Origin of the sequence: Streptomyces sp. NPDC001502 (assembly GCF_042894785.1) — a bacterium.
In the GTDB taxonomy this organism is placed as follows: Bacteria; Actinomycetota; Actinomycetes; order Streptomycetales; family Streptomycetaceae; genus Streptomyces; species Streptomyces kutzneri.
In genome coordinates, this window is record NZ_JBIAVW010000008.1 from 279,665 (window position 1) to 306,545 (window position 26,881).

Genomic DNA, 26,881 nt, shown 5'->3' on the forward strand with positions numbered 1-26,881 from the left:
GGCACTCCACGGAGAGGCGGCCGAGCCGCGGGGCGGCGGGGCGGCGCCGGGAACGGATGCGCGGGCCGGTGCGGGTGCCGGGCCGGCGGCCGCGGTTGGGGACGGCACGGCACACGGCTGCCCCGCGGCGGCTCGGAGGCGGGCAGGCTGCTGCGGTCGCGTCATCGGGTGCCGCCTCCGGGGCCGTCCGGGTCGGCGCCCGCCGGCCGGGTGAAGGCGTCCAGCGCGTCCGGGGAGGTGACCGGCGCGGGCACGTCGGCGACCAGCGCACGGCCCGGGACGAGGACGCAGAGCCGGCCCTCGTCCGCGCCGAGGGCCCGGCGCCAGAGCGGGGCGGCCGGCGCGGGGCGGGTAGTGGTGGGGACCAGCAGGCCGGCGTCGCGGCCCAGGTAGCGGGCGCCGTCGGCCCACGGCAGGTCCGCCTCCGCGCCGAGCACGAGCAGCGCGCGGTCGGCGGCCGGCAGGCCCGGACCGTCGTCGGCGAGCACACCGAGGCGGGCGCCGTCGCGGATCCGCTCGACGGCCGCCGCGGCCAGGCCGGGCACCGCGTCGCCCACCGCGAGGACGGCGGCGGCCGGGAGCGGGGGCTCACGGCGCTCCCACCGGAGCGGAAAGGACGGCGCGGGTGCGGGCGCAGGGGTGGGTGGGGACGGCTGGGCGGCGGTCACGAGGGTGCGACCGCCGCGACCAGCTCGGCACGTATCCCGGCCAGCGCGGCCGGCAGGTCGGCCGGCTCGAAACCCGCGTCGATCTCGCGCAGCGCGGCCTCCAGCCGCAGCCGCGAGTCACGTCCCTCGGGGAGGGTCCGGTGCTCCGCGAGCAGGGCCGTGCCGGTGCGGGCCAGCCGCTCGGCGCGCGCGGCGGTGCTGCGGGAGAGCTCTTCGGCGGCGTGCACCAGGCTCCGGTTGGCGGCCTTCTCCACCAGGTCGGCGAGGGTGTCGCGGGCCAGCGCCTGGGTGTCGGCGGTCGGGGCGATCAGGGGCAGTACCCACAGGTCACGCGCGGATGCGGTGGTCCGGCCGTCCAGTACGGCGGCGGCCGCGACCAGCTTCTGGGAGCGCACCGCCCGGCGGTCGCCGACCGGCACCCCGGCAGCGCGCAGCCGGCGCAGCGCCGTACCGACCAGCGGGGTGACCTCGTCGAGGTCGCAGGCGCGGGCGGCGGCGGCGAGCCGGTCGACGGCGGCGAGCAGGCCGCCGGGGCCGGCCGGCGCCGCCGAGACGACAGCGGGGCGGCGGCCGGCCTCCAGCAGCTCCTCCAGCCGGGCGTCGGCCACCGGCTCGACGAACACGCGGGCGAGGAAGCGGTCCGCGAAGGCGGCCAGGGCGGGGTCGTCGGGCAGGTGGTTGGCGGCGCCGACGCAGATCCGCAGCGGGCTGTCGAGGACGGTGCGGCCGCGGCGGAAGACCCGTTCGTTGAGCAGTCCGAGGAGGGTGTTGAGCACGGCTGTGGATCCGAGGAACACCTCGTCCAGGAAGGCGATCTCGGCCTCGGGCAGCATCCCGGCGGTCTCGAACTCGACCCGGCCCTCACGCAGGCCGCGCAGGTCGACGGGGCCGAACAGCTCGTTCGGCTCGGTGAACCGGCCGAGCAGGTACTCGAAGTAGCGGCCGCCGAGCTGACCGGCGATCCGGCGCACGGCCTCGGACTTGGCGGTGCCCGGCGCGCCGACGACCAGGAGGTGCTCACCGGCGACCGCGCAGAGCGTGACCACCTCCGCGACCGTCTCACGGTCGATCAGGCCCCGGCCTGCGGCGGCCACGGCGGCGCCGACCGACTCGGCATCCGCGGCGAGCGCGGACGCGGCGGGCATGGCGGGGACGGTGGTCGGGGCGGTGCTGATCTCGGTCACGAGCACCGGAGTCTACGGGGGCCGAATCCGCGCCCACCAGCGGGTTTCCCTCCAGCCGGACGGACTGCCCGGCACCTTCGCCGCGCGGCGTGCTCAGCCGCCGCACCGTCCTTCGGCGACAGGGCTCAGGAGCCGTCCCAGCTGGTCCAGAAGCTGTCCGGGTTGACCAGGTAGCGGACGGTCGCCCGGGGCAGGTGGCGTACCTCGTGGCGGCGGCCGTAGCGGCGGATCAGCTCCCAGTCCTCGCGGGGCAGCACCTCCGGGGTGCGGCGCAGCCGGCTGAAGTACAGGGACCGGTTGCGCCGCGCCACGAAGGCGTTGGTGTCCAGGAAGGCCTCGTGGGCGGCGCGGCGGCGGTCGAAGGGCACCGAGAGGACGTCCCGGTCGGTGCCGTCGGGCAGCACCCTGCGCAGGGCGGTGTAGACGGCGTCGGGCCCGTCGGGTGCCTCCAGCGTGGCCAGGGCCTGTTCCAGGTGGTCGGGCTCCCAGAGGTTGTCGTCGTCGAGGAAGGCCACGTAGCGCGATCTGGTCAGCCGGATCCCCACGTTGCGCACGACTCCGGCGGTCGCCGTGTTGCGGGCCAGGGAGACCGCGAACAGTCGTGGGTCGTCCGGCAGTCCGGGCAGGCCGGCGCCGTCGTCGACGACGATGACCACCTGGTCGGTGACCGTCTGGGCGAGCGCGGAGCGGACCGCCGCGCACAGTGCGTCCGGGCGCCGGTGGGTGGGGACGACGGTGGCGACCAGGGCGGCCGGGGCCTCGCCCAGGACGGCGGCGAGGCGGTGGGTCTCGGCGTCCTCGAAGCGGCGCAGCCGCAGGGCGGAGGGGGCCAGCAGGACCTTGTTCCTGGCTTCGAAGAGCACCAGCCAGCCGAAGGTCCGTTTGAGCAGTTCCCAGGGGGCGCGCGCGATCCGGCGCATCATGTGCTGTCGGTCCTCTCGGTGGTCAGGAGGCGGGTGGGGGTTCGACGGGCCTGCCGTCGGACATGCGGTTGCCCTTCCACACGTTCCCCGCGCCGCCCGCGTTCCAGGCGGTGGCTGCGCCGTAGGCCCCGGCGGCCGGGTGGTACTGGGTGGAGAAGACGTTGTTCGTGACCTGGATGCCGGTGGCACCGGGGCCGCCGCCGTAGAGGGCGTACGCTCCCCCGGCCAGCCAGTTGCCGTCGACGACGACGGAGGAGACCACTCCGGTGTCGGCGAACAGGCCTACGGCCGCGGTGGCGCCCCGGTCCACCGCGGTGGAGTTGAGCAGGGTGTTGCGGCGGATGGTCAGCCGGCCCTTGTTTCCGCCGCCGCTGATGACGGCGTCGGTGTGCTGCCATTCGCCGCCCTGGTTGCGGAACGCGACGATGTCGTGGACGTAGTTGTCGTGCAGATCGCCCTGCCCCATGGACAGGGCGTTGCCGAACACGGAGATGTCGCACCAGCCGACCTCGATCGAGCTGCCGCCCATGTTGGAGACCGCGTAGTTGACCCCTCCGTTGTCGGGGCCCTTGCCGGGCACGGCGGTGATCGTGGTGTGCAGGACCTTCAGTCCGCTGTAGCCGGGGCGCAGGTTGATCCCCCACCAGTTGGTCGAGGTGATCCGGCTGTCGATGACGGTGACGTCGTTGGCGTAGATGTCGAGGGACCCGCGGATGTCCCAGCCCTTGATGACCGTGCCGTCCTGCTTGACGGACATGTTCCCGGTGTCGTGCCGCTCCAGCCCGATCCGCGGGCCGGTGGTGCCCGCGTCGGGGAATCCGCAGGTGCCGGGCGAGGTGCAGGCGGGGGTGGTGGGCGGCGGTTCGCTCCCTGACGGCGAGGCCGTCGGGGAGGGCGGGCCGGAGGTGGAGGGCGAGGCCGAGGGTGAGGGCGGGGGCGGGGCCGTGGCGGAGGGGGCGGCGGGCTCTGTGGCGCCGGGCGCGGCCGCGTGCTCGCTCACGCCGGTTCGGTCGGCCTGGTAGAGGGTGAGGACGACGGCGAGCACCACTCCGGCGAGCAGCCACGCCGTCAGGCGCCTTCGGTGCTGTGTCACAGCTGTCTACCCTTTGAGTAAGGCGCGGCCGGGCAGGACGCACAGGACGTAGCACAGGGTGCCGGCGGCTCCGGTCGCCAGGAGCGCGAGCACGCTGTCGCCCAGGTACCGCTCCAGGACGAGGAGTACGGCGGCCATCACCGCGCCGCCGAACAGCGGCCAGGCACAGGCCCGGGCAACGGTGCCCAGGCGGATGCCCCCGCGGTGCAGGGCGAGGAGGAACACCGGGACCACGACGGCCCCGGCGACCAGGACGTGGCCCTGGGCCACTCCGACGATCCCGCCGGTGCGGGCGCCGATCACGAGGGCCGGGATCAGGATGATCAGCCAGAGTCCCTGGACGCCGATGAGCGAGCGGCGCCGGCCGATGGCGACCAGGCAGTCGTAGGCGAGTTCGCAGCCGATGCGGACCATGCCGAGTGCCATCAGCCAGGGCAGGGCGCGGGCGGCGGGCAGCCAGCGTTCACCGTAGACGAGCTCCACGACGGGGGCGGCGAGTGCGGCGAGCAGGACGCAGATCGGGACGGTGGCGGCCATCACGACGCCGAGGGCGCGGGCGAATCCGGCGGCGAGCGCCTGTGGCGAGTCGGCCAGTCGGGAGAAGCCCGCGAAGGAGACGCGGCGGGCCGCTTCGGAGATGATGCGGACGGGCCAGCCGGAGATGTTGAAGGCGAGCACGTAGAAGCCGAGGGCCAGCGGGTCCAGGGCCGAGCCCACCACCATGGTGTCCACGTTGACCACGCCGAGGGCGAGCATGCTGGCGCCGGCGAGCGGCAGTCCGAACTTCAGCAGTGCCCGGGCCTGTTCCCGGTCCCAGCCGAACTTCAGGGTGCCGGGCGCGGCGAGGCAGCAGCCGATGAGCGCGGCCACGTTGCCCACCACGGATCCCCAGGCGAAGCTCATGGCGCCCCAGCCCTCGACGGCGAGCAGCAGGGTCACCGCGGTGCTGAGGACGAAGTTGAGCCCGTCGACGGCCATCCGCCTGCCCTGCGCGAACTCCCGGGTCAGGAAGCCCGCGGGGACCTGGGAGAGTCCGTCGAGGACCACGCACAGGCACATCACCCGCAGGACGCCGGAGGCCTCGGGCGAGCCGAGCACCCCGGCCACCGCGGGGGCGACCGCGAAGAGTACGGCGTACAGCAGGCAGCTGGAGGCGGCGCTGAGGGTGAGGACGGTCGGGGCGAAGCGGCGGGGGTCGCCCTCCCAGCGCACGATCGCCAGCGAGACGCCGAGTTCGTTGGCGGAGAGGAGGACCAGCAGGACCGTCTGGGCGATCCCGTACACGCCCCAGGCCTCGGGTCCGAGGAAGAAGCGGGCCAGGACGATGCCGGTGGCGAAGTTGCCGAGGCGCATGACCACGGTGTTGATCAGGCTCCACTTGGCGGCGGAGCCGACCTTGCGGCCCAGCGACGGCGCCTGAGCCGGGGTGGTGTCGCTCGCGGTGTCCGCGGCGGGCCCGGTCACGGTGATCCGGCCGTACGGGAGCCGGCGGCGGCGGAGCCGGCCGGGTGGGCGACGGTCATGCGCAGGGTGGCCGTCGGGTCACCGGCGTCGGCGCCCTCGCCCTCGCCGCTGTCGCCGCCCTCGCCTGGGGCGGGCCGGTGCTTGCCGGGCGACGCCCCCCGGCGCCCCCGGGCCTCCACGAAGAACGTGGCCACCAGGCTGAGTACGAAGCCCAGCGCGCCCGCCATGATCAGGAACTGGAGCCTGGCCTTGGTCTGTGCCTCCGGCTTCTGGGGAGGCACGATCGTGGCCATCCGGATCATGGCGTCGGGGGTCACCGACTGCTGGGTCTGGAACTCCAGCAGCCGCTTCTCGGCGTACTTGGTGAGGATCTCGTCCGACTTCAGCACGGCGGCCTGGTCGGTCCCGACGACGCTCAGCCACATGTAGGGGCCGAGCGCGTTGTCGGCGATCTTCGCCTCGTGCACTCCGGTGACGCCCAGGGACTTGAGGTCGGCCTTGGCGTCGTCGGAGTTGAGGTTGCGGGCCAGGCCGTCGGCCATGCCGGTGAGCGAGGCCTGCGTGCTCAGGAAGGGGTTGCCGTCGAAGGCCACCGTGGCCTTCTTCGAGTTCAGCAGTGTCACCGTGCTCTGCGACCGGTACTCCACCGGGACCAGCAGGTACACGGCGGCGGTGAGCGCCGCCGTGATCAGCAGTCCGGGCAGCAGGACGTACCAGCGCCTGCGCATGACCCGCCAGATCTCCGCGAGATCCATGGTCTTCCCCTTCGAATTGCGTTTACAGCACGTGCTGTCGATCGGTGGCCGCCCCGTGCGACACGAGGTCGGTGGGGCGCGGCCTGGTGTGCGCGGGCGGTCCGTCGAGCAGGACCGCGGCGATGCGCTCGCTGGCCCGGCCGTCCCACAGTTCGGGGCAGCGCGGCGCGGGCGGATCGTCGAGGACCCGGTACACGGTGGCCGTGATGCGCTCCGGGTCCGTGCCCGCCAGCACGTTCGTGCCCTCCTCCACGGTGATGGGGCGCTCGGTGTTCTCCCGCAGGGTCACGCAGGGCACCCCCAGGGCGGTGGTCTCCTCCTGGATGCCCCCGGAGTCGGTGAGCACCACGCGGGCGGAGTCCTGCAGGGCGATGAAGTCGAGGTATCCGGCGGCCGGGACCAGCCGGATGCCGCCGGGCACGCCCAGTTCGGCCAGCCGCTGGGCGGCCCGCGGGTGCACGGGCAGCAGCAGCGGGCAGCGGTCGGCGATCTCGCCCAGGGCCTTGAGCAGGCCGCGCAGCGCCCCGGGGTCGTCCACGTTGGCCGGCCGGTGCAGGGTGACCAGGCCGTATCCGCCGCGGGTGAGCCCGTACCGGTCCAGGATGTCCGACTGCCGGGCCCGGTCCAGGTTGGCGAGGAGGGTGTCGATCATGACGTTGCCGACGACGTGGATCTGGTCTTCCCGGTAGCCCTCCGCGCGCAGGTTCACGGCGGCGTCGGGTGAGGGCGCCAGCAGGTAGTCGCTGAGCCGGTCGGTGGCGACCCGGTTGACCTCCTCGGGCATGCTCCAGTCACGGCTGCGCAGCCCGGCCTCCACGTGGGCCAGCAGCGGGCCGGCCTTCGCGGTGACGAGGGCGCAGGCGAGGGTGGAGTTGATGTCGCCGACCACCACGACGGCGTCCGGGGCGAGTTCGTCGATCAGCGGCTCGAAGGCGGCCATGACCCGCCCGGTCTGCTGGGCGTGGCTGCCGGATCCGGCGCCCAGGTAGCGGTCGGGCGGGCGGATGCCGAGGTCACGGAAGAACACGTCGTTCATCGACTCGTCGTAGTGCTGCCCGGTGTGGACGAGGATCACCTCGGCGCCGCGGCGCTCCAGCGCGTCCATCACCGGTTTGATCTTCATGTAGTTGGGCCGGGCCCCGGCCACGCAGATGATCCTGGTCACGGGGTCAGAGCACCTCCACGGTGGGTCCGGAGACCCGGTTGCGGCAGTCGAGGACGAAGGAGGCGTGCTCGGTGACCATCTGGTAGTCGAAGGAGTCGTGGTCGGTGAGCAGGACCACCACGTCGGCGGCCGCCAACTCCTTGCGGGTCGGCTCGACCCGCACCAGGCGGGCGTCGACCTTGATGCTCTCCACCACGTGGGGGTCGGCCGCGCGGACCTTGGCCCCCATGTCGAGGAGCAGCTGGGCGATGCGGACGGCGGGCGACTCCCGGGCGTCGCCGGTGTTCTTCTTGTAGGCGAGGCCCAGCAGCAGGACCTTGGAGCCGTTGACCGAGCGGCGCTTGGCGTTGAGCGCGTCGATCACGCGACGCGTCACGTACTCGGGCATGTGGTTGTTGATGTCGTTGGCGAGTTCGACGAAGCGGAAGTTCTGGCCGAGTTCGCGCTGAACCCGCCAGTTGAGGTACGACGGGTCGATCGGCAGGCAGTGTCCGCCGACGCCCGGGCCGGGGGTGAACTTCATGAAGCCGAAGGGCTTGCTGGACGCCGCCTCGATGGCCTGCCAGACGTCGATGTCCAGGTGGCGGGCGAACATCGCGATCTCGTTGACGAGGGCGATGTTCACGTGGCGGAAGGTGTTCTCCAGCAGTTTGGCCAGCTCGGCCTCCTTGGGGGAGCGCACCGGCACGGTGGTGTCGACGAGGTCCCCGTAGAAGGACTCGACGGCCTTCAGGGACCGGGCGTCGACGCCGGAGACCACCTTGGGGGTCTGCTGGAAGCCCCAGACGGTGTTGCCGGGGTCGATGCGCTCGGGGCTGTAGCCCAGGTGGAAGTCCTCGCCCGCGGTGAGCCCGGAGCCGTCCTCCAGGATGGGCGCGAACAGCTCCTCGGTGGTTCCCGGGTAGGTGGTGGACTCCAGGATGACGGTGGCACCCGGGCGCAGGAAGCGGGCCAGGGTGTGCGCCGACTCCTCGATGTAGCGCAGGTCGGGGGCTCCGTCCTGTAAGGGGGTCGGCACGGTGACGACGGCGACGTCGAAGCCGCCGCAGTCCCGGGCCAGTTCGCTGGGGCGGTAGGTGCCGCGCGCGAGCGCGCGGGCCAGCCGTTCGGAGGAGACGTCCTCCACGTACGACTCACCGGCGGCGAGGCTCTTGACCCGCCGGGTGTCCACGTCGTACCCGATCACCTGGTGTCCGACCTCGGCGGCCCGGATGGCCAGCGGCAGACCGACGTATCCCTGTCCCACGACGACGACGCGCATCAGTAACTCCCCTTCGCGGAAGCGGAACCGGCAGACGGTGTGCGGTGGATGAGTTCCCGGACCGTCATGAGGAGGAAGGCAGCATTGGTGGTGAGGTAGCGCTTGCCCAGACGGCGCGGTTCCTGGAGGGTGCGGTAGAACCATTCGAGTCCCATCCGCTGCCAGACCAGGGGGGCCCGCTTGGTGATGCCGGCGAGGATGTCGAAGGAGCCTCCGACGCCGTGGACGACGTGCGCGCCGGTGCGCTTGCCGTAACCGGCGGTGAAGATCTCCTTCTTGGGCGAGGTCATGCCGAGGAACAGCAGCCGCGCGCGGCTGTCGGCGATGGCGTCGGCGATCGCCTCCTGGTCGCCGTCGCCGAAGTAGCCGTTGCGGCTGCCGGCCACCTGCAGCTCGGGGAAGCGCTCGGAGATCTGCCCGAGCATCATCTCCAGGACGTCCTCCTGGGCCCCGAGCAGGTAGACGGGGATGTCCGCCACCTCGGCGGCGGCCAGCAGGCGCATGAACAGGTCGATTCCCGCGACCCGTTCGGGCAGCCGGACGCCCAGTACGCGGCCGGCCCACACCACGGCCTGGCCGTCGGCCAGGACCAGGTCGCAGCCGGCGACCGCCTCGGCGAGCAGGGGGTCGCGCCGCATGTTGACCAGCTTGGCCGCGTTGACCATGCCGATCTCGATCTGTTCTCCGCGCCGTACCGCGTCCAGGCAGCGCTGCACGGTCTCGTCCATGGTCAGCGGGTCGAGCGGGACCCCGAAGAGGGACTGTCGTCGTGTCATCTCTGGATCCCTCCGAGCCAGGCGAAGAGCATCCAGCCGAACTCGTACGGGCGGCACTCGCGGTCCACCGCACCGGGGCGGAAGATCCGGTCGAGCGGAGCGAGCCGGGCGTGCGGTGCCACCCGGGTGGTGAGTCCGCGGGCGGCCCGGACGGCCTTCTTCGGGTCGCCGCGGTAGACCTTGCGCCAGGTGACGCCGAAGTCCTCGCGGATCATCGGCTCCCGCGGGTTCCCGGTGGGATCCGCGAGTTCGGGCACGTCGGTCATCCAGCGCAGCCCGCGGCGGATCGCCGGGCCGAAGTCCGTGCCACCCGCCTCGGCCAGGTCGAACAGGGCGGTCGGGGCCATCGCGTGCTGGTGCACGCTGTAGACCGGGTAGCCCTCCACCACGCCGCCCTCGCGGGCGTCGTAGTGCCACCACCACTGTCCGCCGTCGCCCTGCAGTTCGCAGATACGGGCGGCGCAGGCGTCGGCGGCCGCGAGGGCCTCCGGGTCGTCGCCGCTCGCGTGCAGCCGGGCCAGCGCCTGCAGCGGATAGGTCTGGTCGGCGAAACAGGCCACGTGGGACCGGTAGCCGGGGACCAGCCCGGGCTCGGTGGCGTGCGGGAAGAGCGGGCTGTCGCCGACCCTGGCCGCCAGCAGCCGTACGCGGGCCGCCGCGAGGCGCTCCTCCACGTCCACCACGGCGCGCGCGGCCGCGAGTGCGGAGAGCACCCAGGCCGCCTCGACCGTGTACTGCGGCCGCCCGGGTACGTCCAGCGCGGCCACCCGGTCGAGGGCGTCGGACAGTTTGGGATGGCCGGTCTCCGCGGCGGCCCAGGCGATGAGCGCCGCGTCGCCGAGGTTCACCACCCCGGGCAGCCGCTCCACGAGCACGCCCGTGAACTCCCCGGCGGTGCGCCCGCCGAAGAGCGCGCGCTGCCGGTCCTCGGGCAGGAAGCGGGCTCCCAGTGCCGTGATCGCCGCGTACCGGGTGCTCGTTCCCCGCTGTTCCAGGACGGGAGTTCCCTCGGGTGAGATGACCCCCGCCCGGGTGAACACGAAGGTCTCGGCGTCCGGCAGGTACATCGCCGGGAGCCCCGCCTCGGCCAGCGCGAGCAGCCGCTCGGCGAGGGCGTGCAGCGACTGGTCCTCGTGGGCCAGTGCTCCTAATCGTGTGGTGTTCATCGGGTCCCCACCCCGATTCCCCTGGTGCTCCCCGCACCCCGCATGTCCGAGCTGTTCGGCTCCAACACACCTACCCCCTCTGATCGTTCTCCTCGGACGGACCTGGCGGTCGTCGCTCCGTGGAGGGGGACTGCGCATGACGGCGTCCGTGCGCGCGGCGATGTCACGCCGACGGCACGAACCGTCCGAAAGCCGGCGTCTGGATCCCCCCAGCGATGCCTCGGACCGGGACACGCGTGAACGGCAGTGTCAGCAGACGCGGGTGTGCCCGCGCCGGCATGGCACTGCCCCGGTGCCCTCGTCGTACACAACCCCCCACTGAACATGGCCTGTTGCCTGCTCAGATCCCGTGTGCAGGGACACGTTATGCCCACGGATGTTCATTGATTGTGGTTTTGAGGAAATGCCGGTGCCCTAAATTGCCGACATTCCGTCAGGTTCGCTCGATGAGCGTGCCGTCCTTCTCGTCGTGCAGCGCTCCGGTGCGCGGACACTCCCAGGTGCCCGGCTCCCCCTCGCGCTCCACCAGGCGGACCCCGGCCCGGCCCACCCAGCCGATCCGCCGGGCCGGTACGCCCGCGACGAGCGCGAAGTCCGGCACGTCCTTGGACACCACGGCGCCGGCCGCGACGAGCGCCCAGCGCCCCACACGCACCCCGGCCACGCACACCGAACGGGCCCCGAGCGAGGCCCCCTCGGCGACGACGACCCCGGCGGCCTCCCAGTCGCCGTCGCGCTTGATCCGGCCCTCGGGGTCGACCGCGCGCGGGTAGAAGTCGTTGGTGAGCACCGCCGCGGGCCCGATGAAGACCCCGTCGCCGAGGACCGCGGGCTCGTAGACGAGTGCGTAGTTCTGCAGCTTCACGTGGTCGCCGATCCGTACGCCGGGCCCTACGTACGCCCCGCGCCCCACGATGCACCCGCGCCCGAGCCGGGCCTCCTCGCGGATCTGCGCCAGATCCCAGATCGTGGTCCCCTCACCGAGCTCGGCGCTCTCGTCGACCTGGGAGGAGGGTTGGATACGGACACTCACGGCGCGGTCCCCTTACGGCTGCGAGAGCATGCGGAAGCACGGATGCACGAGGTACGGATGTACGGAGTGCGGGTGTACGAAGCGAGCATATGCGCCCAAGGGCCGCCCCACCCGCAGATCAACCGACTGTTCACGCAACGCACTTGACCCCGGCCCGGGGCGAGAGGTGACAGGGGGCGCGCGGGAGCGGAACCGGGCTCCGGCTCACGTTCGGCGCATCGGAGGGCGGACCGGGGTGAAACCCGATCGGGCTTGCGGCGTTAGAGGGGTGGCCCGCCGTTTCGCCCTGCGGCGCAGACGAGAGTACGAGGAGCACGATGAGAGACCCGAGGCCGGCCGGACGCGGCCGGATGAAACTGGCAGCCCGGTGCCGGGTGGCCACGGAGGCCCCCGCCTTCGGGATGGTCGTCTTCTGCGCGATCCTCTTCAACGCCGCGCTGATGGGGGTGGAGACGTACAGCGGGCTCGCCGCGGAGTACCGGCTCGTGCTGCAGGGCGCGGAGAACTGCTGCCTGGCCCTGTTCACCCTGGAAATGCTGCTGCGCGTGGGCGCCTGCGCCGACCGGCCGAAAGCATTCTTCCGGGACCCGTGGAACCTCTTCGACCTCGCGGTCGTGGCCTCCGCCTTCGTCCCGCTCGTCCGCGAGAACACCACCCTGCTGCGGATGCTGCGCCTGGCCCGGGTCCTGCGCACCGCCCGCTTCCTGCCCCACCTGCGCATCCTGCTGATCGCCGTCGGCCGCAGCCTGCCGGGCACCGCCAGCTTCCTGTTCGTCGGCGCGCTGGTCCTGTACGTGTACGCCATGGTCGGCTGGGTGTGCTTCGCGAGGTCGGACCCCGGGCACTACGGCTCGGTGGGCCGCGCGATGCTCACGCTGTTCCTGCTGACCACGCTCGACGGTCTGACCGACGCCGTCCGCGCGGGACTGCAGATCTCCCGGCTGAGCATCATCTACTACGCCTCCTACGCGCTGCTCGCCTCCTTCGTACTGGTGAACGTACTGATCGGCGTCGTCCTCAACTCCCTCGACGAGGCGCGCGAGATGGAGGACGAGGCGAACCGCGCCCCGGCGCCGGACACGGATCCCGACGTCCGGGCCCGGATCGCCACCGCCCGCCGGGCCCTGGACGAGATCGAGGCGAGCCTCCCGCCGGCGGCCGGCGGCGGGAGGCCGGAGCGGCAGCTGGAGGCCTCGCACAGCGGGCCCTGAGGGCCGGGGCCGGCCGCCCCGGTCATTCGTTCTCGGCGTCGAGCAGCCGGATGTCCCACGTGCCGTCCGAGCGCCGGGTGGAGGCCCAGCGGTCCGGCGGGACGACCTCCGAGAACTGCCCGACGATCGAATCCGCTTCGAAGAGCACTCCTTCGAAGCGGACCCGGCCCCGGAACGTGGCGTGCGCGAAGTCCACCGGCCCTTCGAACACCGCCCCGGTGGACAGGAGCCCGCGCTCCCATGTCGCCGACGCGAAGGAAACGGATCCCGCGAAGCCGGTCGCGCTCATCCCCGCCAGGCCACGGAAGACAGTGCGGGTGAAGTCCGCCGCCCCGTCCACCCGCATCCCGTTCAGGTCCGCGGAGGCCTGCAGCACGGCCCGGCCGAAGGAGACGTCGGCGAGGAAGACGGCGTCCTTGAACCCCGCCGAGCCGCGAAAGCGCGTCCGCCGGAAGGTGGCCCCTCGGCGGAAGAGGCACCGGTCGAAGTCGCCGACGTGCTCGAAGACCGCGCCGTCGAGGGAGACCGGCCCGGCGAAGGTGGCTCCGGCGAATCCGGCCCGGCCCGCGAAGGTGGCCCGGACGAAGGACGCGCGATCCGAGAACTCGATGTCCGGCCGGTTCCAGCCCTCCGCGAACCGTGCCCGGTCGAAGGCCGCCGGCCCCACTCTGGCGGGTCCCGGAACGCTCGGCTGCAACGCCATGAGGAGGCGCGGCAGCAGGCCGTGATCGAAGGTGGTGCCCCGGAGGTCGACCGGCGCTCCCGGCGACAGTGTCCCGAGGTAGGTTTCCTGGTCCTCGATCTCCAGATGGGCGAGGCACCGCTCGTGGCCCGGCAGCCGGATGCCGATACAGGCCCGCGGGTCGGCCGGTGAGACCTCGAGTCCGCAGGCCGGCCAGTCGACGCCCTCGTCCAGGAGGCCGCCCGCCTCGGTCAGTACCTGCCCGAGCACCCCGGCGGGCGCGTGGTCGTCGGAACACACCCAGCCCTCGTCGGCGCCGCCCACCCGGTGCAGTGCGAGCCGGGCGGGCGAGCCGATCACGTCACCCAGTTCCTCGTGCAGGCGGTGGGAGACGGCGAGGACGACCGCCCCCGGACGCACCGTCCGTCCCAGCAGATCCGCGATCACGGGGTGCCGCACCAGCCGGGCGCTCTCGTCCGCGCCACCTCCCACGGCCACGCCGAGCGAGGGGTGCATACCGTCCACGCGCCGGAACCCGTACCGGGTCATGACCCCGGGCAGATCGTGCAGGAGCCGGCCGGCCTTGGCGTGGGCGCCCGGCGCGGCGACCGTGACGAGCAGCGGAGCGTCCCCTTCGCCGCCGGTCAGCCGCCCGGCGACACCGGTGCGCTGCATGAGCTCGACCAGCATGTCGCGCGTCTCCGCGAGCGGCGTGCTCCCGGTCGGGACCACGCCGTCCGCGCCGGGCAGCACCGCCAGGCACACCGCGCTCTCCGTGTCCCGCGCCCGCCCGGAGCCCTCCAGCGCCGCGCGGAAGCCCGGTTGTTCCAGCAGGGCGTCGGCCAGCAGGTACACCATGCGGTCGGGCCAGACCGTGTGGACGACGCCGGCCAGCGCGCCGTCCGCGGAGACGGGGCCGCCGCGGAAGTGCGTCCAGCCCTCCGGTTCCGCGGAGAGCCGGACGAGCTCGCCGTTGCGTTCGCCGTCGTGCGGAGCCACCTCGCCCATGAGCGCGAGCGGGTCCCCCTGGTCGGTGCGGCCGTCGATCCGCAGCCGGTCCAGGCGGTGGTGGTCGCCCGCCGTCAGCCAGGGCAGCGGCTCCACGCCGGCCGCCGGATCCATCAGGTCCTCGTCGGCCTGGAGCAGCAGCATCCGGGGCGCCGCGTCGTCCCACCACACCGCACGGCAGGGGATCTCCCGGTCGCCGGGCCGCACCCAGGCCACCGCGCCCGCGGGGGGCAGTGCGTCCCCCACCGTGAGGACGAGGCGCGGGGTCAGCAGGGTGCCGACCTCCTGCGGCTCGGCCGTCCCGTCGTGGCGGACCCGGACGACCCGGTCGGCCAGGCCCGGATCCCGTGGTGGCCGCGCCGCGAACGGCAGGGCCCCCTCGGCCACCCGGCGCACGCCTTCCCGGCCCGTGGTGACCCGGGTCGCGGAGAAGTCCGGGCCGGTGCGCCGGTTGCGGGACATGAACTCCCAGACGCGGCGCCGGACCAGCTCCCGTACGGCGGCCACGTCCCCGCGCAGCTGCGAGCCGAGCAGCACTTCCCGTACGCCGGGCAGGAACTCGAACTCCACCTCCCCGGCGTCCTGTTCGTCCTCCCAGGCCTCGAAGAGCCCGCCGAGGGCGACCTCGGCGAGGTGGCCGTGCTCGGAGTCGCGCAGCAGGGAGCGCCGGACCAGGGTCATCACCGGCAGGGTGAGCGGTACGGCGGCCAGGTGGGCGGCGAGCTGCTGGGCCGTCGGGGAGGCGTTCGCGCGGAAGTCCTCCACCACCTCCAGGGCGCTGCGGCCATCGCCGGGGGCCGGATCGTCCGGGGCGCCCGCGGCGGCGGGTTCCGGGTCCAGGCGCAGGCAGGCGAGCCGCCGCCACCGGCCGTCCCCGGAGACCACCCGAACCAGCCGGGCCAGACTGCCGGAGGCGACACCGACCACGGGGACGACAGCCGGCGGGGCGGCGCGTCGGCGTCCGGCACGGGCGCGGCGGGCGGCCGGGATCCGCTGCCAGGAGCGGGTGGCGGCGGCCGGCCGGTCGGCGCGGACGGCGAAGGGGACGGGCCGGACGGCGCCGCGCGTCCAGAGCCGTTCGGGCAGGACGTTCAGTACGGCGACGGCGTTGTGCGCGCACCAGTGCCGGAGCATGCCCTGCACCGGGGCCTCGCGCCAGCCGCCCGCCACGGTGTCGGAGAGTACGAGGATCAGCCGGCGGCCCGCCGGGTCGGCCAGTTCCAGGGGGTTGCGGGGCGGGCCGCCGTGGCCGAGGGTGACCATCGGGGTGGCGCCGGGGCCGGTGCCGGTCAGCTGCCAGGTGCGCACGTCGCGGAAGACGCCGCTGCGGGTCAGGACGCGGCGGAGCTCGTCCACGTGGTCCGACCAGAGCAGCATGGAGTGGTGGGTGTCGACGACCAGCGCCAGGTCCAGCCAGCGGCTCTCGGCCGGGCGCAGGACCGGGGTCGTCACCATCCGCTCGATGCTGCGTTCCACGGTGAGCTGCTCGTCCAGCTCTTCTCCCGGGCCGCCGATGGAGCGTCTCCCGACGGGCCGCAGGGAGCGCATCAGGGCGAGCGGGTCGTCGAGGGAGGCGGCCCGCGGCAGCCGCAGGGGTGAGCCGCGGCGTTCCGCGCCGCCGTCGTCCGGTTTCCCGGCGGGGCCGTGCCGGGCGGCCGGGAAGAGCTGGACGGCCGGTTCGCCGCCGGCCGGGGCGTCCGTCCCGGGTGCGGGGCCGGGCTCGGGCGAAGGGGTTCCGGGGGGCTGCGGCGGCTCGCCCGGCGGGCCGTCGCCGGGCGCACCGGGCGGGCGGGCCTGGCGGCCCGGGTCCACCCGGGCCGCCAGCCACAGGATGTCGGCGATCTCCTCCGCCCCGATGCCGGTGTTCGGGACGCTGCCGTCGGCGCCGTCGGCGAGGGCCGCGAGCAGCTCCTCGATCACGCCGTGGGCCCGGTCAGGTGCTGCATGACGGTGGCGAGGAAGCGTTCGCGGTCGGCGGGCGCGGACCAGGCGCCGGCGAGGCGGAGCTGGATGGCGTTGAGGAGCTGGTCGGTGGCCAGGTCGCCGTCCTCGCCACGGTCGAGGAAGGCCTGGACGAGGTCCTGGTATTCCTCGCCGGATGCGATGTCGACGCCGAGCCGGCGGCGCACGATGCGGGCGAGCTTGTCCGGTCCGGGCGGCTCCAGGTGGAGGCGGACGCAGCGGCGCAGGAAGGCGGGCGGGAAGTCGCGTTCGCCGTTGCTGGTGAGGACGACGATGGGGAAGTAGCGGCACTGGACGCGGCCCTGGGTGATCCGTACGGCCGCGTCGGGGTCGTCGTCGGTGCCGATGGCGACGGTGGGGTCTTCCTGGGCGAGGCGGGCGAGTTCGGGAATCAGGAAGCCGCCGTCCTCGAAGACGGTGAGGAGGTCGCCGGGGAGGTCGATGTCGCTCTTGTCGATCTCGTCGACGAGCAGCACGCGGGGGCGGTCCTGCGGGAGCAGGGCGGTACCGAGGGGGCCGAGGCGCAGATAGCGGGAGATCGAGGGGGCGGAGGGGGCGAGGGCGGTGTCCGGCGCGGGCACGGGTACGGCCGCGGCGGGCCGCGCGCCCGGTGTGCGCAGCTGCTCCAGCCCGGCCTCCTGGAGGCGGCCGATGGCGTCGTACAGGTACAGCCCGTCCCGCAGGACGGTCCGGCTGGTGATCGGCCAGTGCAGTACGGGTCCCAGGTTCAGGTCGGAGGCGATGCTGTAGGCGAGCGTGGACTTGCCGACGCCCGGTTTCCCGGTGACGAGCAGCGGCCTGCGCAGGTGCAGTGCCGTGTTGACGACGTCCTTCTCCGGCTCGTCGGGCACGTATCCCTCGCCGCGCCGCCAGGTGCGCTCCCAGGCCGCTCCGGCGCACCCGGGCGGCGCGTATCCGGGGTCGGGGGCGCCGGTGAAGTCCCGCCAGGGTGGCGGGAATCCGGCCTCCAGGCGGGCACGCCGGTCCGCGCCCTCGCCGGTCCCGTGGTACAGCCACCAGTCCTTCACCACTGCCTCTGCCTCCATCTTCGGTTCCGCCGTCTGTCGGTGGTCGGGGTCAGGCCAGGGACCGGAGGCCCGGCATGTCGTCGGGATCGTCCCACAGGAGCACCAACTGGTCTCCCCCTGACGGTGGTTGGTCGGCGCGCGCGGCTCCCCCGGCGGCGCTTGCGGCCGCCCGGCGCACCTCCCGCACGCGTGCGGGCAGCGCCAGTACGTCCAGTGCGCCGGGGTCGGGGCGGCCGTCGGGCCCGGCCGGAGCCAGCAGGTCGAGGAGTGCGGGCGCGGGCAGGCCGCCGCCGCGCCGCCATACGGCCACCGGGAGCCCGCCTTCGAGTACGGCCTCCAGCAGCCCGGCGTGCGGGGCGGCCGCGGTGTGGGCGAGGACGCAGGCGGGCGGCGGCTGCGCGGCCAGCTCGATCCCGAGCGCGTCGGTGACCTCCTCGTCCGTGACGACGCGTACGGCGTCGGGGTGCCGGCCTCCCTGGGCGTGCAGCCAGCGCCAGGTGCCGTGCCACTCGGCGCGGGTGTCCGCCCGCTCCTGCGGGCAGCGCACCACCACCTGGTGGAGCAGGCCGAGGGCGCGGCGCCGGCCGGCCGGGCCGCGGGGCACCGGCCACTGGTCGAAGTCGGCGTCGAGCAGCTCGTACGGCACGTGGAACTCGATGCGGTCCACCGCGGCGTACGCCTGCCGCCCGGTCTCACCGTCTGTCCCGCCGCCGGTGTCCGAGGCGCCTGCGATGAGGGCGAGTTGCCGTACGAGCTCCTGCCGCACCCCGTCCAGTGCGACCGGCTGCCCCTCCGACTCCCATATGTGCCGGGTCCGTTCGCCCCGCAGCCACATCCGGGCCAGGTATCCGGGCTCCCCGCCCGGCGGTGTCTCCAGCCGGACGTGCACGACCATCCTGCGGGCCGGGGGCGGGGGCGGGGGCAGCACCGGCAGGGCGAGGCGCTCGCGGGTGGCCCGCACCCAGTCCCCGAGCCGGGCCGCCCACCGTGCGTCGCCCGCGGCGGCGGCCCGGTCCGCGAGGAACCGTACGAAGGGCACCGCCAGTGGCATCCCGCCACGCCCGCCCTGCCGCTCGTCCAGGTCCTGGACCACCTCCAGCAGGCCGTCCCCCGGCAGGCCGCCGCGGGCCGGGGTGGTGCAGCCGGCCGCCTTGAACGCCCAGGCGTAGGCCTCGTAGGCGCAGCGCGGCAGTTCGCGGCCCTCGAAGAGCTCGCCGAGCCCGTCCCAGGCCGTCTGGTCGAGCTTGGCGGCCCGGGGCAGTGCGGCCCGGGACAGGTCGTCGTCGAGGAAAGAGCAGGCGTCCCAGTCCCGGTCGACGATGAACTGCGGCAGCTGCCAGCCCTCGCCGCGCTCGCGCAGCTCCTGGAAGGTGCGGTGGATGCTGAGGGCGGCGCCGGGCAGCCCGCTGACGCTCTCCCGTACGGACCGTCCGCCCAGTTCGCCGAGCAGGGCCTCGGTGAACCGGCCGGCGCCGCGCTCGGGGTCGTTCTGCGCGACCTCGCCCTCGCGGGAGGCGTAGAGCCGGAACTGGCGCCGGCCCGGTACCGAGCTCCCGCCCCCGTAGTCGGTGTTGCCGAAGTTCCAGCGGCTGTCGCGGGGCGCGTCGACCCGGCAGGAGTCCACGAGTGCGGCCTGGAGCGGGAAGCGGCGCTGTTTGACGAGGTCGGTCCGCCACCAGCGCAGCGCCGAGTCCAGGTTGAGGTGCCTGATCTGGCTGGGGCGGGCGTCGGCGCAGGGCAGCATCAGCTCCTGGCGCGGCCCGAGGTAGCCGTGTCCGGCCCAGAAGATCCAGAGCAGGTCGCCGTCGCACTGCGGGAGTTCGTCGAGCAGTGCCGACTTCACGTTCTCCTCGGTCGCCGGCCGGTAGGCCGTGCGCAGGGCGGTCATCGCCGGGGAATCCGTCCAGTCGAGGTCGCCCGGATCGTCGAGCGGGGAGAGCAGCAGGCGGACGTTGCCGGGCGGCACCTCGGCGGGGCCGGTCAGCCACCGGGCGAAGCGCAGGGCGTCGCGGGCCGGGCCGCGCAGGTTCCAGCGGTGGCTGATGTCGTACCGCTCGACCCCGGCGACGAGCGCGAAGGTGCGCTGCGGTCCGAGGGCCGGGGGCAGGAAGTCGGCGGGAGTCACCCGATCTCCGCCTCGGTCACCGCCTGTTCGATGCGCTCGTAGAGGGAGTCCTGTTTCCAGTAGGCGCTGTGGCAGGCCGGGAAGGGCTGGCGGCTGCGGACCTCGTGGTCGCTGACGCGCGCGTCGCCGGGGAAGACGGGCGCCGCGAGGTAGGAGAGCACGTCGTGCCGGTCGTAGACGTTGAGCCAGCGCGGGAAGCCGTACGGGAGCTTCGCGCCGGGTTCGAGCGCGGTGAGGGCGCCCAGTTCGTAGAGGAACGGGGCCTGGGAGCCGACGGTGACCAGCAGCTCGGCGCCGGGGACGGCCTCACCGCGGGCGGCGGCGAGGGTGAGGAGGTCCACCAGGGCGATCCCGCCGAGGCTGTGTCCGATGAGTACGGTCGGCCCCGGATCGGCGGTGATCCGGGCGTGCAGGAACTCCCGGAGCTCGTGGCCGCGGGACTGGTAGCGCAGGATGTCGCCGAGCACGGGGGTGGCGCCGACGGTGAGGGAGCCGCGCCGGGCGTCGAGGAGGGGCTGGGTGGTGACCCGCAGGGCGAGCCGGCCGAGGACGGCGGCCACGCGGGCGCCGGGAACCCGGCCGTCGCCGCCGAGGCGGGTGGTGAGCAGCTCGACGAGGCGGTCGCGTTCGGCGGCCGTGCAGTCGGCCTCGTCGGTGGCGGCGGCGAGGGCGGCGGCGGTCACGGCCCGGGCGAGGGCGGTGGCCAGCTCGCGGGCCTGCGGCTCGCCGGTGGCGCGGGCCGCGGCCCGGGCCGCTTCGGCGGAGTCGGCGGCAGCGTCCAGGGCGCCGGCGAAGCCCGCGGCGAGGCCGGTGCCGTGCAGCAGCGCGCCGAGTTCGTCCCCGGTCGGTGGCGGCGCGGGCGGTAAGCCTTCGAGCAGGGCGAGCACCCGGGCTCCGGCGGCCTGTACGCCCGGCATCGCGAAGGCGTCTCCGTACCCGGCGTCCGGGTCGTCCGCGTCGTACGCGTCGCCGGCGTCACCCCGGTCGCCCCGGTCGCCGGGGCCCGCCCAGCCCGCCTCGGCCAGGACCCGCAGCTCGCACAGCGGGTCGGCGAGCAGCAGCGCCCACTCGGCCGTCTCCGCGTCCACGGGGTCGGGCGCGCCCTGCGGCCCGGGGCGCAGACCCGGCACCGAGCGGCCGCCCGCGCCGAGGGTCGCGCCGAACCGGTCGCCCCAGTAGCAGGAGTCGACGGCCGATCCGGGGAATCTGGCCGTCAGCCGCTCACGGACCTGGGCGAACAGCCTGTCGTGCCGCTCGCGCCGTACCCCCGTACCGTGGACAAAGAGAAAACGCATCGCAGCCCGGCCCCCCTCGCGCAGTCGTCCCCCGCCCGGCACCATAGCCCGGCGGGGGTAACAGGGGCCATGGAACGCCCGGTTCGGCGTGCGGCCGGCGGATCGGGGGCCGTCGGCGGGGGTACCGGGGCGGGGGCTGTGAGCACGGACACGTCCGCCTGCCGGAACCCGGGCCGCCGCTCCCCCATCGAACGAAGAGTCTGAATGCGTCTGGGGCGGGAGTACCACATGGTCGGCAGGGTTGACGAGCGGGAACGGCAGCGGGGCCGGGCCGCCCCGCGGGGCTCCATGGTCGTCGGCCTCCTGTGCACCGTGGTCCTCGCGGGCGTCGGCTACGCCGCCTGGGAGCTGCGCGGCATCGCCGCGAACCGCGCGGACGGCGATCCGGCGCAAGGCGTCTACCAGCAGGACCCCGAGCGCGCCGACAAGACGGCGGCCTCGGTGCTGGACGGGATCGTGCGGGAGGACCCGGAGCCGCCGACGGACGGCAAGGCCTTCGCCGACGGCGGCGGCCCGGTGGACTGGCGGTACGCCGGGTGGCAGCCCTCCGATCCCCTGGAGGCCGGGCCCGCCCCGGCCGAGCCCGCCGTCGGCGCGCTCTTCTCCCCCGGCGGCGACGGCGACCCCGACCACCACTGCTCGGCCGTCGTGGTCCACTCCCCGCGGGGCGACCTGATCGCGACCGCCGCGCACTGTGTGCACGCCGGCGGCTTCCGCACCAACCTCGCCTTCGCGCCCGGCTACCGGGACGGCGTGGCCCCGTACGGCATCTGGGTGCCGACCCGGATCGACGTGGATCCGCGCTGGACACAGGACCAGGACCCCGACCACGACATCGCCCTGCTCCGGATGCGCCGGCCGGGCTATCCGGGGCAGCGGCTGGAGGACGTCACGGGGGCCCTGACCATGGACTTCGGGACCGAACTACCGGCGCCCGCCCGGCTCATGGGCTACCCGAATTACGCCGAGCAACCGCTGGAGTGCCGGAACACCGCCGTCCTGGCCGGGCCGGGACAGGTGCGCCTGGACTGCGCGGACGTACCCAACGGCACCAGTGGCGGCCCGATGACGACCGGCCGCAGCACCCTGATCGGGGTGATCGGCGGCCGCGACGGGGGCGGGGACGAGGAGACCACGTACAGCGTCCGCTTCGGCGACAGTGCCCGCGCCCTGTACGAGCGCTCCGCCAAGTCCTGAGCGGCCGGCCGCCGCGGCGGCTCCCGGAAGACCCTTCCGGAACAGTTTTCCGGTTTCCGGGAGTTGCTAGGCTCGCCGGCACGTATTCCGGACATCGGGACGCACACCGACGGGACGGCACCGTGTCTCCTAAGCAGCAGCGTGGCGAGGCCACCGTCGACCTGCTCCTGACCACCGCCCTGCGGGTGTTCGCCGAGTCCGGCCAGCAGGGCTTCACCGTGAACGCGGTCGTCTCGGCCGGCGGGGTCAGCCTCGGCAGCCTCTACCACCACTTCGGCAGCTTCGACGGTCTCGCCGCCGCCCTCTACATCCGGTGCATGGACGAGCTGTGCGACGCCATGATCGCCGCCCTCACCCGGTGCCGCACGGCCCGCACCGGGGTGCGGGCGTGGGTGACGGCCTACCTGACGTTCACCCAGGAACACCGGGACGTGGCGCTGTTCCTGCACGCCTCCGCCTACTCCGGCTATCTGGTGGCCCACGCCGAGGAGATCGGCGCGGCCAAGGCGGAGAAGTTCGCGGCCATCATGCGGTGGCTGGCGGTGCGCATGGAGCGCGGCGAGATCGCCCCGCTCCCGGCGCCCGTGGTCGAGGTGCTGGTCATGGGCCCGCTCGCGGAGGCCGCCCGGCGCTGGCTGTCCAGCACCTACGAGATCGACCTCACCGAGGCCGCCCGCCACCTCCCCGACCACATCTGGCGGTCCCTGCGCCCCGAGCCCGCCTGAGATCCCGCCCGGCCCGGCCCGGTCCCCGGCCGTGACGGTCGATGCGGTCGTGACGGCCGCGGGTTTCTGGGTGGTTGTCCGGCTCGTCGTCGCTCATGCCGCAGATTCTGCTGTGCAGGGGGCGCTCGGGGCAGGTCCGCGCCGGGGCGCCCGGAGGCGACCCGGGGGCGGGCGGACTCACTTCGGGGCGCCCGCGCGATCCGCTCAGCGCGGCAGGGCGGCGTACGAGACTCCCGTGAGCTTCTCGGAGGCGGTCCACAGCAGCTCGCCGGAGGTGTCGTCGAGGGTCCAGGCGGCCCGCCAGGACCGTGCGGGCGCCCCGCGCCAGCCGAACCGCGGGCCGATGAACGTGTCCGGCCGGACGCCGGGCGCGGTGGCCGCGTAGAGGGTGGGCAGCGCGCCCGAGGCGGTGGGCTGGGCGAGGACCGCGTTGCCGATCGCGGCCACCCGGGAGTTGAGGGTGGGGCCCTCCAGCTTCGACGCTCCGGAGTGGAGGTTGCTGGAGGCGTAGCCGGGGTGGGCGGCGACGGCGGTGATCGGGGAGCCGGCGGCCGTGAAGCGGCGGGACAGCTCGTGGGTGAAGAGCAGGTTGGCGGTCTTGGAGCGGCCGTAGGCGATCCAGCGCCGGTAGCCGTGCTCGCCGCCCGCGTCGGCGAGGCCCGGGGCGACGAGGTCCGCGTCGGCGGGACCGATCCTCCCCAGTACGTGGAAGCCGCTGGAGACGTTGACGATCCGGGCCCCGGGGGCGGCGGCGCGCAGTCGCGGCAGCAGCAGTCCGGTCAGGGCGAAGTGCCCGAGGTGGTTGACCCCGAACTGCGTCTCGAACCCGTCGGCGGTCCGCCCGTACGGCAGGGCCATCACCCCCGCGTTGTTGACCAGCAGGTCCAGCGAGGCGTGCCGCTGTCCGTACCCGGCGGCGAACTCCCTTACGGAGGCCAGGTCGGCGAGGTCCAGCGGGAGGAACTCGGCCAGCGCGCCCGGAACTTCCGCGCGCAGCCGGATCACGGCGGCCCGGCCGCGGGCCGCGCTGCGGCAGGCCAGCACCACCGAGGCGCCGCGCCGGGCGAGCTCGCGGGCGGTGACGTAGCCGATCCCGCTGTTGGCCCCGGTCACGACGGCGCTGCGGCCGCTCTGGTCGGGGATGTGCGTCGCGTTCCAGCCCGGCATGGCGGCTCCCTCGTGAGGCAGTGGGTTACCGAGGGTAGCCCGAGGAGGTTCCGCGGGTGCCGCCGGGCCGGGGCCAGGGCCGGGGCCAGGGCGGGGGCCAGGGCGGCGCGGGTCACGGATCCGCAGGCCAGTAGGCTGCGGGTCCGTCCTCTTTCCCCCTCCCGTCCCCGAGGAACCGCGCAGTGAGCTCCCCGCCGCCCCCCATGCCCGTGACGGTCGTCGGCCTCGGCGCGGACGGCTGGGCCGGGCTCACCGCCGCCGGCCGCTCCGCGCTGTCCTCGGCCGAGGTGCTGATCGGCGGGCCGCGCCAGCTGGACCTGCTGCCGGCCGCCGAGTGCGCCGGCGAGCGGGTGGCCTGGCCGAGCCCGCTGCGGCCCGCCGTGCCGAAGCTGATGGCCGAGCACGCCGGCCGCCGGATCGCGGTGCTGGCCAGCGGTGACCCGATGTTCTACGGCATCGGCCGCGCCCTCGCCGAGGAGCTCGGGCCGCGGTCCCTGCGGGTCCACCCGCACCCCTCCTCCGTGTCCTACGCCTGCGCCCGCCTGGGCTGGCCGGTGGAGGACACCGAGGTGGTCACGGTGGTCGGCCGCCCGGTGGCCCGGCTGGCGGCCGCCCTCCACGAAGGGCGCCGGGTGCTGGTGCTCAGCGCCGGAGCGGCGTCCCCGGGCGAGATCGCCGCTCTGCTGCGTGCGCGGGGCTTCGGCCCGAGCCGGATGCGGGTGCTGGAACAGCTCGGGTCCGAGCGCGAGGACACGTACGAGGGCCTCGCCGACGGCTGGGACCACGCGCCCGGCGATCCCCTGAACGTGGTGGCACTCGACTGCCGCCGGGACCCGGCCCACGACGCGCCGCGCCTCGGCGCGACCCCGGGCCTGCCGGACACCGCGTACGAACACGACGGGCAGCTCACCAAGCGCCACGTCCGGGCCGCGACCCTGTGCGCGCTGGCCCCGGCCCCCGGCGAGCTGCTGTGGGACATCGGCGGCGGCTCCGGCTCCATCGGCATCGAGTGGATGCGTACGCACCCCTCGTGCCGGGCAGTGGCCGTGGAGCGCGTCCCGGAGCGGGCCGCACGCATCACCCGTAACGCGGCGGCGCTCGGCGTACCCGGCCTGCGCGTGGTCATCGGCGCCGCACCGCAGGCGCTGGCCGCGCTGCCGGCCCCCGACGCCGTGTTCATCGGCGGCGGGCTGACCGCGCCCGGCCTGCTGGACGCGGTCTGGGACGCGCTGGCCCCCGGCGGCCGGCTGGTGGTCAACACCGTCACCCTGGAGTCGGAGGCGGTGCTCGCCGAGCGCTACCGGCGCCACGGCGGCGAACTGGTGAAGCTCGCCGTCGCGCACGCCGTGCCGGTCGGCGGTTTCACGGGCTGGCGGCAGGCGATGCCGGTCACCCAGTGGTCAGTGACGAAGCCGGACGGGACGGCCACCGGGCCGACCGGACCGACCGAGGAGAAGGATCGAACATGACCGTGTACTTCATCGGTGCGGGCCCCGGCGCCGCCGACCTGATCACGGTGCGCGGTGCCCGGACCCTGGCCGCCGCCCCCGTCTGCCTGTACGCGGGCAGTCTCGTGCCGCGCGAACTGCTGGCCGAGTGCCCGGCGGACGCCCGCCTGGTCGACACCTCGCAGCTCAACCTGGACGAGATCGTCGCCGAGTGCGTACGGGCCCATGCGGCGGGCCAGGACGTGGCGCGGCTGCACTCCGGCGACCCGTCGATCTTCAGCGCGGTCGCGGAGCAGATGCGCAGGCTCGACGCGGCCGGCATCCCCTACGAGGTCGTCCCGGGTGTCCCGGCGTTCGCCGCGGCCGCCGCCGCCCTCAAGCGGGAGCTGACCGTCCCCACCGTCGGGCAGACCGTGATCCTGACCCGGATCGCCCAGCAGGCCACCCCGATGCCGCCCGGCGAGGACCTGGCCACGCTGGGCCGCAGCGGCGCGCTGCTGGTGCTGCACCTGGCCACCCGCTACGTGGACCGGGTCGTCGACGAGCTGCTGCCGCACTACGGGGCCGAGTGCCCGGTGGCGGTCGTGGCGATGGCCAGCCGCCCTGACGAACTGATCCTGCGCGGCACCCTGGCCGACATCGCCGCGCAGGTGAAGGAGCACGGACTGGTGCGCACCGCCGTCATCGTGGTGGGCCGCACGCTCGGCGCGGAGCAGTTCCGCGACAGTCACCTGTACTCGCCCGAGCGCGACCGGCATGTCTGCTGACGTGGCTGCGGCGCACGTCCTGGTCCTGGGTGGCACGACGGAGGCACGGCGCCTCGCGGAGGCGCTGGCCGGGGATCCCTCGTACCGGGTGACGACCTCGCTGGCGGGGCGGGTCACCTCGCCCGTGCTCCCGCCGGGCGAGACCCGCATCGGCGGCTTCGGCGGACCCGAGGGGCTGGCGGCCTGGATCGGCTCCCACGGGGTCACCCACCTGGTCGATGCCACCCATCCCTTCGCGGAGCGGATGAGCTTCAACGCGGCCGGGGCGGCGGCGCTCACGGGCGTCCCGCTGCTGGCGCTGCGGCGCCCGGGCTGGACGCCGGGGCCGGGCGACGACTGGACCTTCGTGGACGGTCTGGAAGAGGCGGCCGACCGGCTGCCCGGCCTCGGCTCCCGCGCGTTCCTGACCACCGGCCGGATGGGCCTGCACACCTTCGCGCACCTCACCGACACCTGGTTCCTGGTGCGTTCGGTGGACCCGCCGGCCCCGCCGGTTCCGCCGCGCCTCGAAGTGCTCCTGGACCGGGGCCCGTTCACCCTGGACGACGAGCGGGTGCTGTTCGCCCGGCACCGGATCGACGTCCTGGTCACCAAGGACAGCGGCGGCTCGGCCACCGCCCCCAAACTCACCGCGGCCCGCGAGGCCGGCATCCCGGTCCTCGTCGTGCGCCGCCCGCCCGTCCCGGAGGGCGTACAGGAGGCGGGCTCGGTGGCCGCGGCCCTGAACTGGCTGGGTGCGAGCAGTCAGCTCCGCGGGTAGCGCGCGCCGGGTGCGGGG

At 74.4% G+C, this 26,881-nt stretch carries 22 protein-coding genes; 6 read left to right on the forward strand and 16 right to left on the reverse strand.

What is annotated here, in order from left to right; all coding sequences use genetic code 11:
- Positions 1-161: 161 nt before the first annotated feature.
- The 11 genes from ACFY0D_RS16765 to ACFY0D_RS16815 all read right to left on the reverse strand — a co-directional run bounded on the left by ACFY0D_RS16765 (position 162) and on the right by ACFY0D_RS16815 (position 11,488).
- Complete coding sequence (locus ACFY0D_RS16765) at positions 162-668, reverse strand: hypothetical protein (protein WP_390799027.1); 507 nt, start codon at positions 666-668, stop codon at positions 162-164.
- Entirely contained in the window at positions 665-1,852 is a 1,188-nt protein-coding gene (locus ACFY0D_RS16770; protein ID WP_390799028.1) for an AAA family ATPase, read from the reverse strand. The genes ACFY0D_RS16765 and ACFY0D_RS16770 overlap by 4 nt, the downstream gene beginning before the upstream one ends.
- A gap of 125 nt (positions 1,853-1,977) precedes the next feature.
- A complete protein-coding gene (locus ACFY0D_RS16775) occupies positions 1,978-2,775 on the reverse strand; it encodes a glycosyltransferase family 2 protein (protein WP_390799029.1) in 798 nt (265 codons plus the stop codon).
- A 22-nt stretch (positions 2,776-2,797) separates the two neighbouring features.
- On the reverse strand, positions 2,798-3,868 hold the full coding sequence (locus tag ACFY0D_RS16780) for a hypothetical protein (RefSeq protein WP_390799030.1): 1,071 nt from the start codon (positions 3,866-3,868) through the stop codon (positions 2,798-2,800).
- Positions 3,869-3,874: 6 nt separating this feature from the next.
- A complete protein-coding gene (locus tag ACFY0D_RS16785) occupies positions 3,875-5,332 on the reverse strand; it encodes a lipopolysaccharide biosynthesis protein (protein ID WP_390799031.1) in 1,458 nt (485 codons plus the stop codon).
- Positions 5,329-6,087 carry a chain length determinant protein gene (locus ACFY0D_RS16790; RefSeq protein WP_390799032.1) on the reverse strand — a complete coding sequence of 253 codons (759 nt, stop codon included), beginning with the start codon at positions 6,085-6,087 and terminating at the stop codon, positions 5,329-5,331. Before ACFY0D_RS16790 ends, ACFY0D_RS16785 begins: the two co-directional genes overlap by 4 nt.
- A 22-nt stretch (positions 6,088-6,109) precedes the next feature.
- Positions 6,110-7,252: a non-hydrolyzing UDP-N-acetylglucosamine 2-epimerase gene (gene wecB, locus ACFY0D_RS16795; protein ID WP_390799033.1), complete on the reverse strand. Its 1,143-nt coding sequence runs from the start codon at positions 7,250-7,252 to the stop codon at positions 6,110-6,112.
- Positions 7,253-7,256: 4 nt separating this feature from the next.
- Complete coding sequence (locus ACFY0D_RS16800) at positions 7,257-8,513, reverse strand: nucleotide sugar dehydrogenase (RefSeq protein WP_030009430.1); 1,257 nt, start codon at positions 8,511-8,513, stop codon at positions 7,257-7,259.
- Positions 8,513-9,289, reverse strand: coding sequence for a WecB/TagA/CpsF family glycosyltransferase (locus tag ACFY0D_RS16805; protein ID WP_390799034.1), 777 nt, complete (start codon positions 9,287-9,289; stop codon positions 8,513-8,515). The genes ACFY0D_RS16800 and ACFY0D_RS16805 overlap by 1 nt, the downstream gene beginning before the upstream one ends.
- The gene (locus ACFY0D_RS16810) at positions 9,286-10,455 is read right to left on the reverse strand and encodes a hypothetical protein (protein WP_390799035.1); all 1,170 of its coding nucleotides are present in this window, start codon (positions 10,453-10,455) and stop codon (positions 9,286-9,288) included. Before ACFY0D_RS16810 ends, ACFY0D_RS16805 begins: the two co-directional genes overlap by 4 nt.
- A gap of 433 nt (positions 10,456-10,888) precedes the next feature.
- On the reverse strand, positions 10,889-11,488 hold the full coding sequence (locus ACFY0D_RS16815) for an acyltransferase (RefSeq protein WP_030009433.1): 600 nt from the start codon (positions 11,486-11,488) through the stop codon (positions 10,889-10,891).
- Positions 11,489-11,805: 317 nt separating this feature from the next.
- Here ACFY0D_RS16815 and ACFY0D_RS16820 point away from each other — a divergent pair, with 317 nt between their 5' ends.
- Positions 11,806-12,699, forward strand: a complete 894-nt coding sequence (locus tag ACFY0D_RS16820) for an ion transporter (protein WP_390799036.1) — start codon at positions 11,806-11,808, stop codon at positions 12,697-12,699.
- A 22-nt stretch (positions 12,700-12,721) separates the two neighbouring features.
- Here ACFY0D_RS16820 and ACFY0D_RS16825 read toward each other — a convergent pair whose 3' ends face one another.
- The 4 genes from ACFY0D_RS16825 to ACFY0D_RS16840 are packed head-to-tail and all read right to left on the reverse strand — an operon-like array spanning position 12,722 to position 20,799.
- Positions 12,722-16,309: an SAV_2336 N-terminal domain-related protein gene (locus tag ACFY0D_RS16825; RefSeq protein WP_390799037.1), complete on the reverse strand. Its 3,588-nt coding sequence runs from the start codon at positions 16,307-16,309 to the stop codon at positions 12,722-12,724.
- Positions 16,306-17,397 carry an AAA family ATPase gene (locus ACFY0D_RS16830; protein ID WP_390799038.1) on the reverse strand — a complete coding sequence of 364 codons (1,092 nt, stop codon included), beginning with the start codon at positions 17,395-17,397 and terminating at the stop codon, positions 16,306-16,308. The genes ACFY0D_RS16825 and ACFY0D_RS16830 overlap by 4 nt, the downstream gene beginning before the upstream one ends.
- A gap of 31 nt (positions 17,398-17,428) precedes the next feature.
- Positions 17,429-19,504 carry a hypothetical protein gene (locus ACFY0D_RS16835; RefSeq protein ID WP_390799039.1) on the reverse strand — a complete coding sequence of 692 codons (2,076 nt, stop codon included), beginning with the start codon at positions 19,502-19,504 and terminating at the stop codon, positions 17,429-17,431.
- A complete protein-coding gene (locus ACFY0D_RS16840) occupies positions 19,501-20,799 on the reverse strand; it encodes a hypothetical protein (protein WP_390799040.1) in 1,299 nt (432 codons plus the stop codon). The genes ACFY0D_RS16835 and ACFY0D_RS16840 overlap by 4 nt, the downstream gene beginning before the upstream one ends.
- Before the next feature lie 228 nt (positions 20,800-21,027).
- On the opposite strand from ACFY0D_RS16840, the gene ACFY0D_RS16845 reads away from it, so the two are divergent.
- Entirely contained in the window at positions 21,028-21,996 is a 969-nt protein-coding gene (locus ACFY0D_RS16845) for a trypsin-like serine peptidase (RefSeq protein ID WP_390799041.1), read from the forward strand.
- Between the two features lie 122 nt (positions 21,997-22,118).
- On the forward strand, positions 22,119-22,721 hold the full coding sequence (locus ACFY0D_RS16850; protein WP_390799042.1) for a TetR/AcrR family transcriptional regulator: 603 nt from the start codon (positions 22,119-22,121) through the stop codon (positions 22,719-22,721).
- A gap of 204 nt (positions 22,722-22,925) precedes the next feature.
- On the opposite strand, the gene ACFY0D_RS16855 is transcribed toward ACFY0D_RS16850, so the two are convergent.
- Positions 22,926-23,888, reverse strand: a complete 963-nt coding sequence (locus ACFY0D_RS16855; protein ID WP_390799043.1) for an oxidoreductase — start codon at positions 23,886-23,888, stop codon at positions 22,926-22,928.
- A 203-nt stretch (positions 23,889-24,091) separates the two neighbouring features.
- Between ACFY0D_RS16855 and cbiE the strand changes: the two genes are divergently transcribed.
- The 3 genes from cbiE to ACFY0D_RS16870 are packed head-to-tail and all read left to right on the forward strand — an operon-like array spanning position 24,092 to position 26,863.
- The gene (gene cbiE / locus ACFY0D_RS16860; RefSeq protein ID WP_390799099.1) at positions 24,092-25,357 is read left to right on the forward strand and encodes a precorrin-6y C5,15-methyltransferase (decarboxylating) subunit CbiE; all 1,266 of its coding nucleotides are present in this window, start codon (positions 24,092-24,094) and stop codon (positions 25,355-25,357) included.
- A complete protein-coding gene (gene cobM, locus ACFY0D_RS16865; RefSeq protein ID WP_189745866.1) occupies positions 25,354-26,103 on the forward strand; it encodes a precorrin-4 C(11)-methyltransferase in 750 nt (249 codons plus the stop codon). Before cbiE ends, cobM begins: the two co-directional genes overlap by 4 nt.
- On the forward strand, positions 26,093-26,863 hold the full coding sequence (locus ACFY0D_RS16870; RefSeq protein WP_390799044.1) for a cobalt-precorrin-6A reductase: 771 nt from the start codon (positions 26,093-26,095) through the stop codon (positions 26,861-26,863). The genes cobM and ACFY0D_RS16870 overlap by 11 nt, the downstream gene beginning before the upstream one ends.
- Positions 26,864-26,881 lie beyond the last annotated feature (18 nt).

What these genes read in the sequence shown, in the direction of transcription:
- ACFY0D_RS16830 (WP_390799038.1), bottom strand. Translation starts at nt 17,397, where the DNA reads ATGGAGGCAGAGGCAGTGGTGAAGGACTGGTGGCTGTACCACGGGACC.
- ACFY0D_RS16820 (WP_390799036.1), top strand. Translation starts at nt 11,806, where the DNA reads ATGAGAGACCCGAGGCCGGCCGGACGCGGCCGGATGAAACTGGCAGCC.
- ACFY0D_RS16790 (WP_390799032.1), bottom strand. Translation starts at nt 6,087, where the DNA reads ATGGATCTCGCGGAGATCTGGCGGGTCATGCGCAGGCGCTGGTACGTC.
- cobM (WP_189745866.1), top strand. Translation starts at nt 25,354, where the DNA reads ATGACCGTGTACTTCATCGGTGCGGGCCCCGGCGCCGCCGACCTGATC.
- cbiE (WP_390799099.1), top strand. Translation starts at nt 24,092, where the DNA reads ATGCCCGTGACGGTCGTCGGCCTCGGCGCGGACGGCTGGGCCGGGCTC.
- ACFY0D_RS16870 (WP_390799044.1), top strand. Translation starts at nt 26,093, where the DNA reads ATGTCTGCTGACGTGGCTGCGGCGCACGTCCTGGTCCTGGGTGGCACG.
- ACFY0D_RS16775 (WP_390799029.1), bottom strand. Translation starts at nt 2,775, where the DNA reads ATGATGCGCCGGATCGCGCGCGCCCCCTGGGAACTGCTCAAACGGACC.
- ACFY0D_RS16855 (WP_390799043.1), bottom strand. Translation starts at nt 23,888, where the DNA reads ATGCCGGGCTGGAACGCGACGCACATCCCCGACCAGAGCGGCCGCAGC.
- ACFY0D_RS16810 (WP_390799035.1), bottom strand. Translation starts at nt 10,455, where the DNA reads ATGAACACCACACGATTAGGAGCACTGGCCCACGAGGACCAGTCGCTG.
- ACFY0D_RS16800 (WP_030009430.1), bottom strand. Translation starts at nt 8,513, where the DNA reads ATGCGCGTCGTCGTCGTGGGACAGGGATACGTCGGTCTGCCGCTGGCC.
- ACFY0D_RS16805 (WP_390799034.1), bottom strand. Translation starts at nt 9,289, where the DNA reads ATGACACGACGACAGTCCCTCTTCGGGGTCCCGCTCGACCCGCTGACC.
- ACFY0D_RS16845 (WP_390799041.1), top strand. Translation starts at nt 21,028, where the DNA reads ATGGTCGGCAGGGTTGACGAGCGGGAACGGCAGCGGGGCCGGGCCGCC.
- ACFY0D_RS16840 (WP_390799040.1), bottom strand. Translation starts at nt 20,799, where the DNA reads ATGCGTTTTCTCTTTGTCCACGGTACGGGGGTACGGCGCGAGCGGCAC.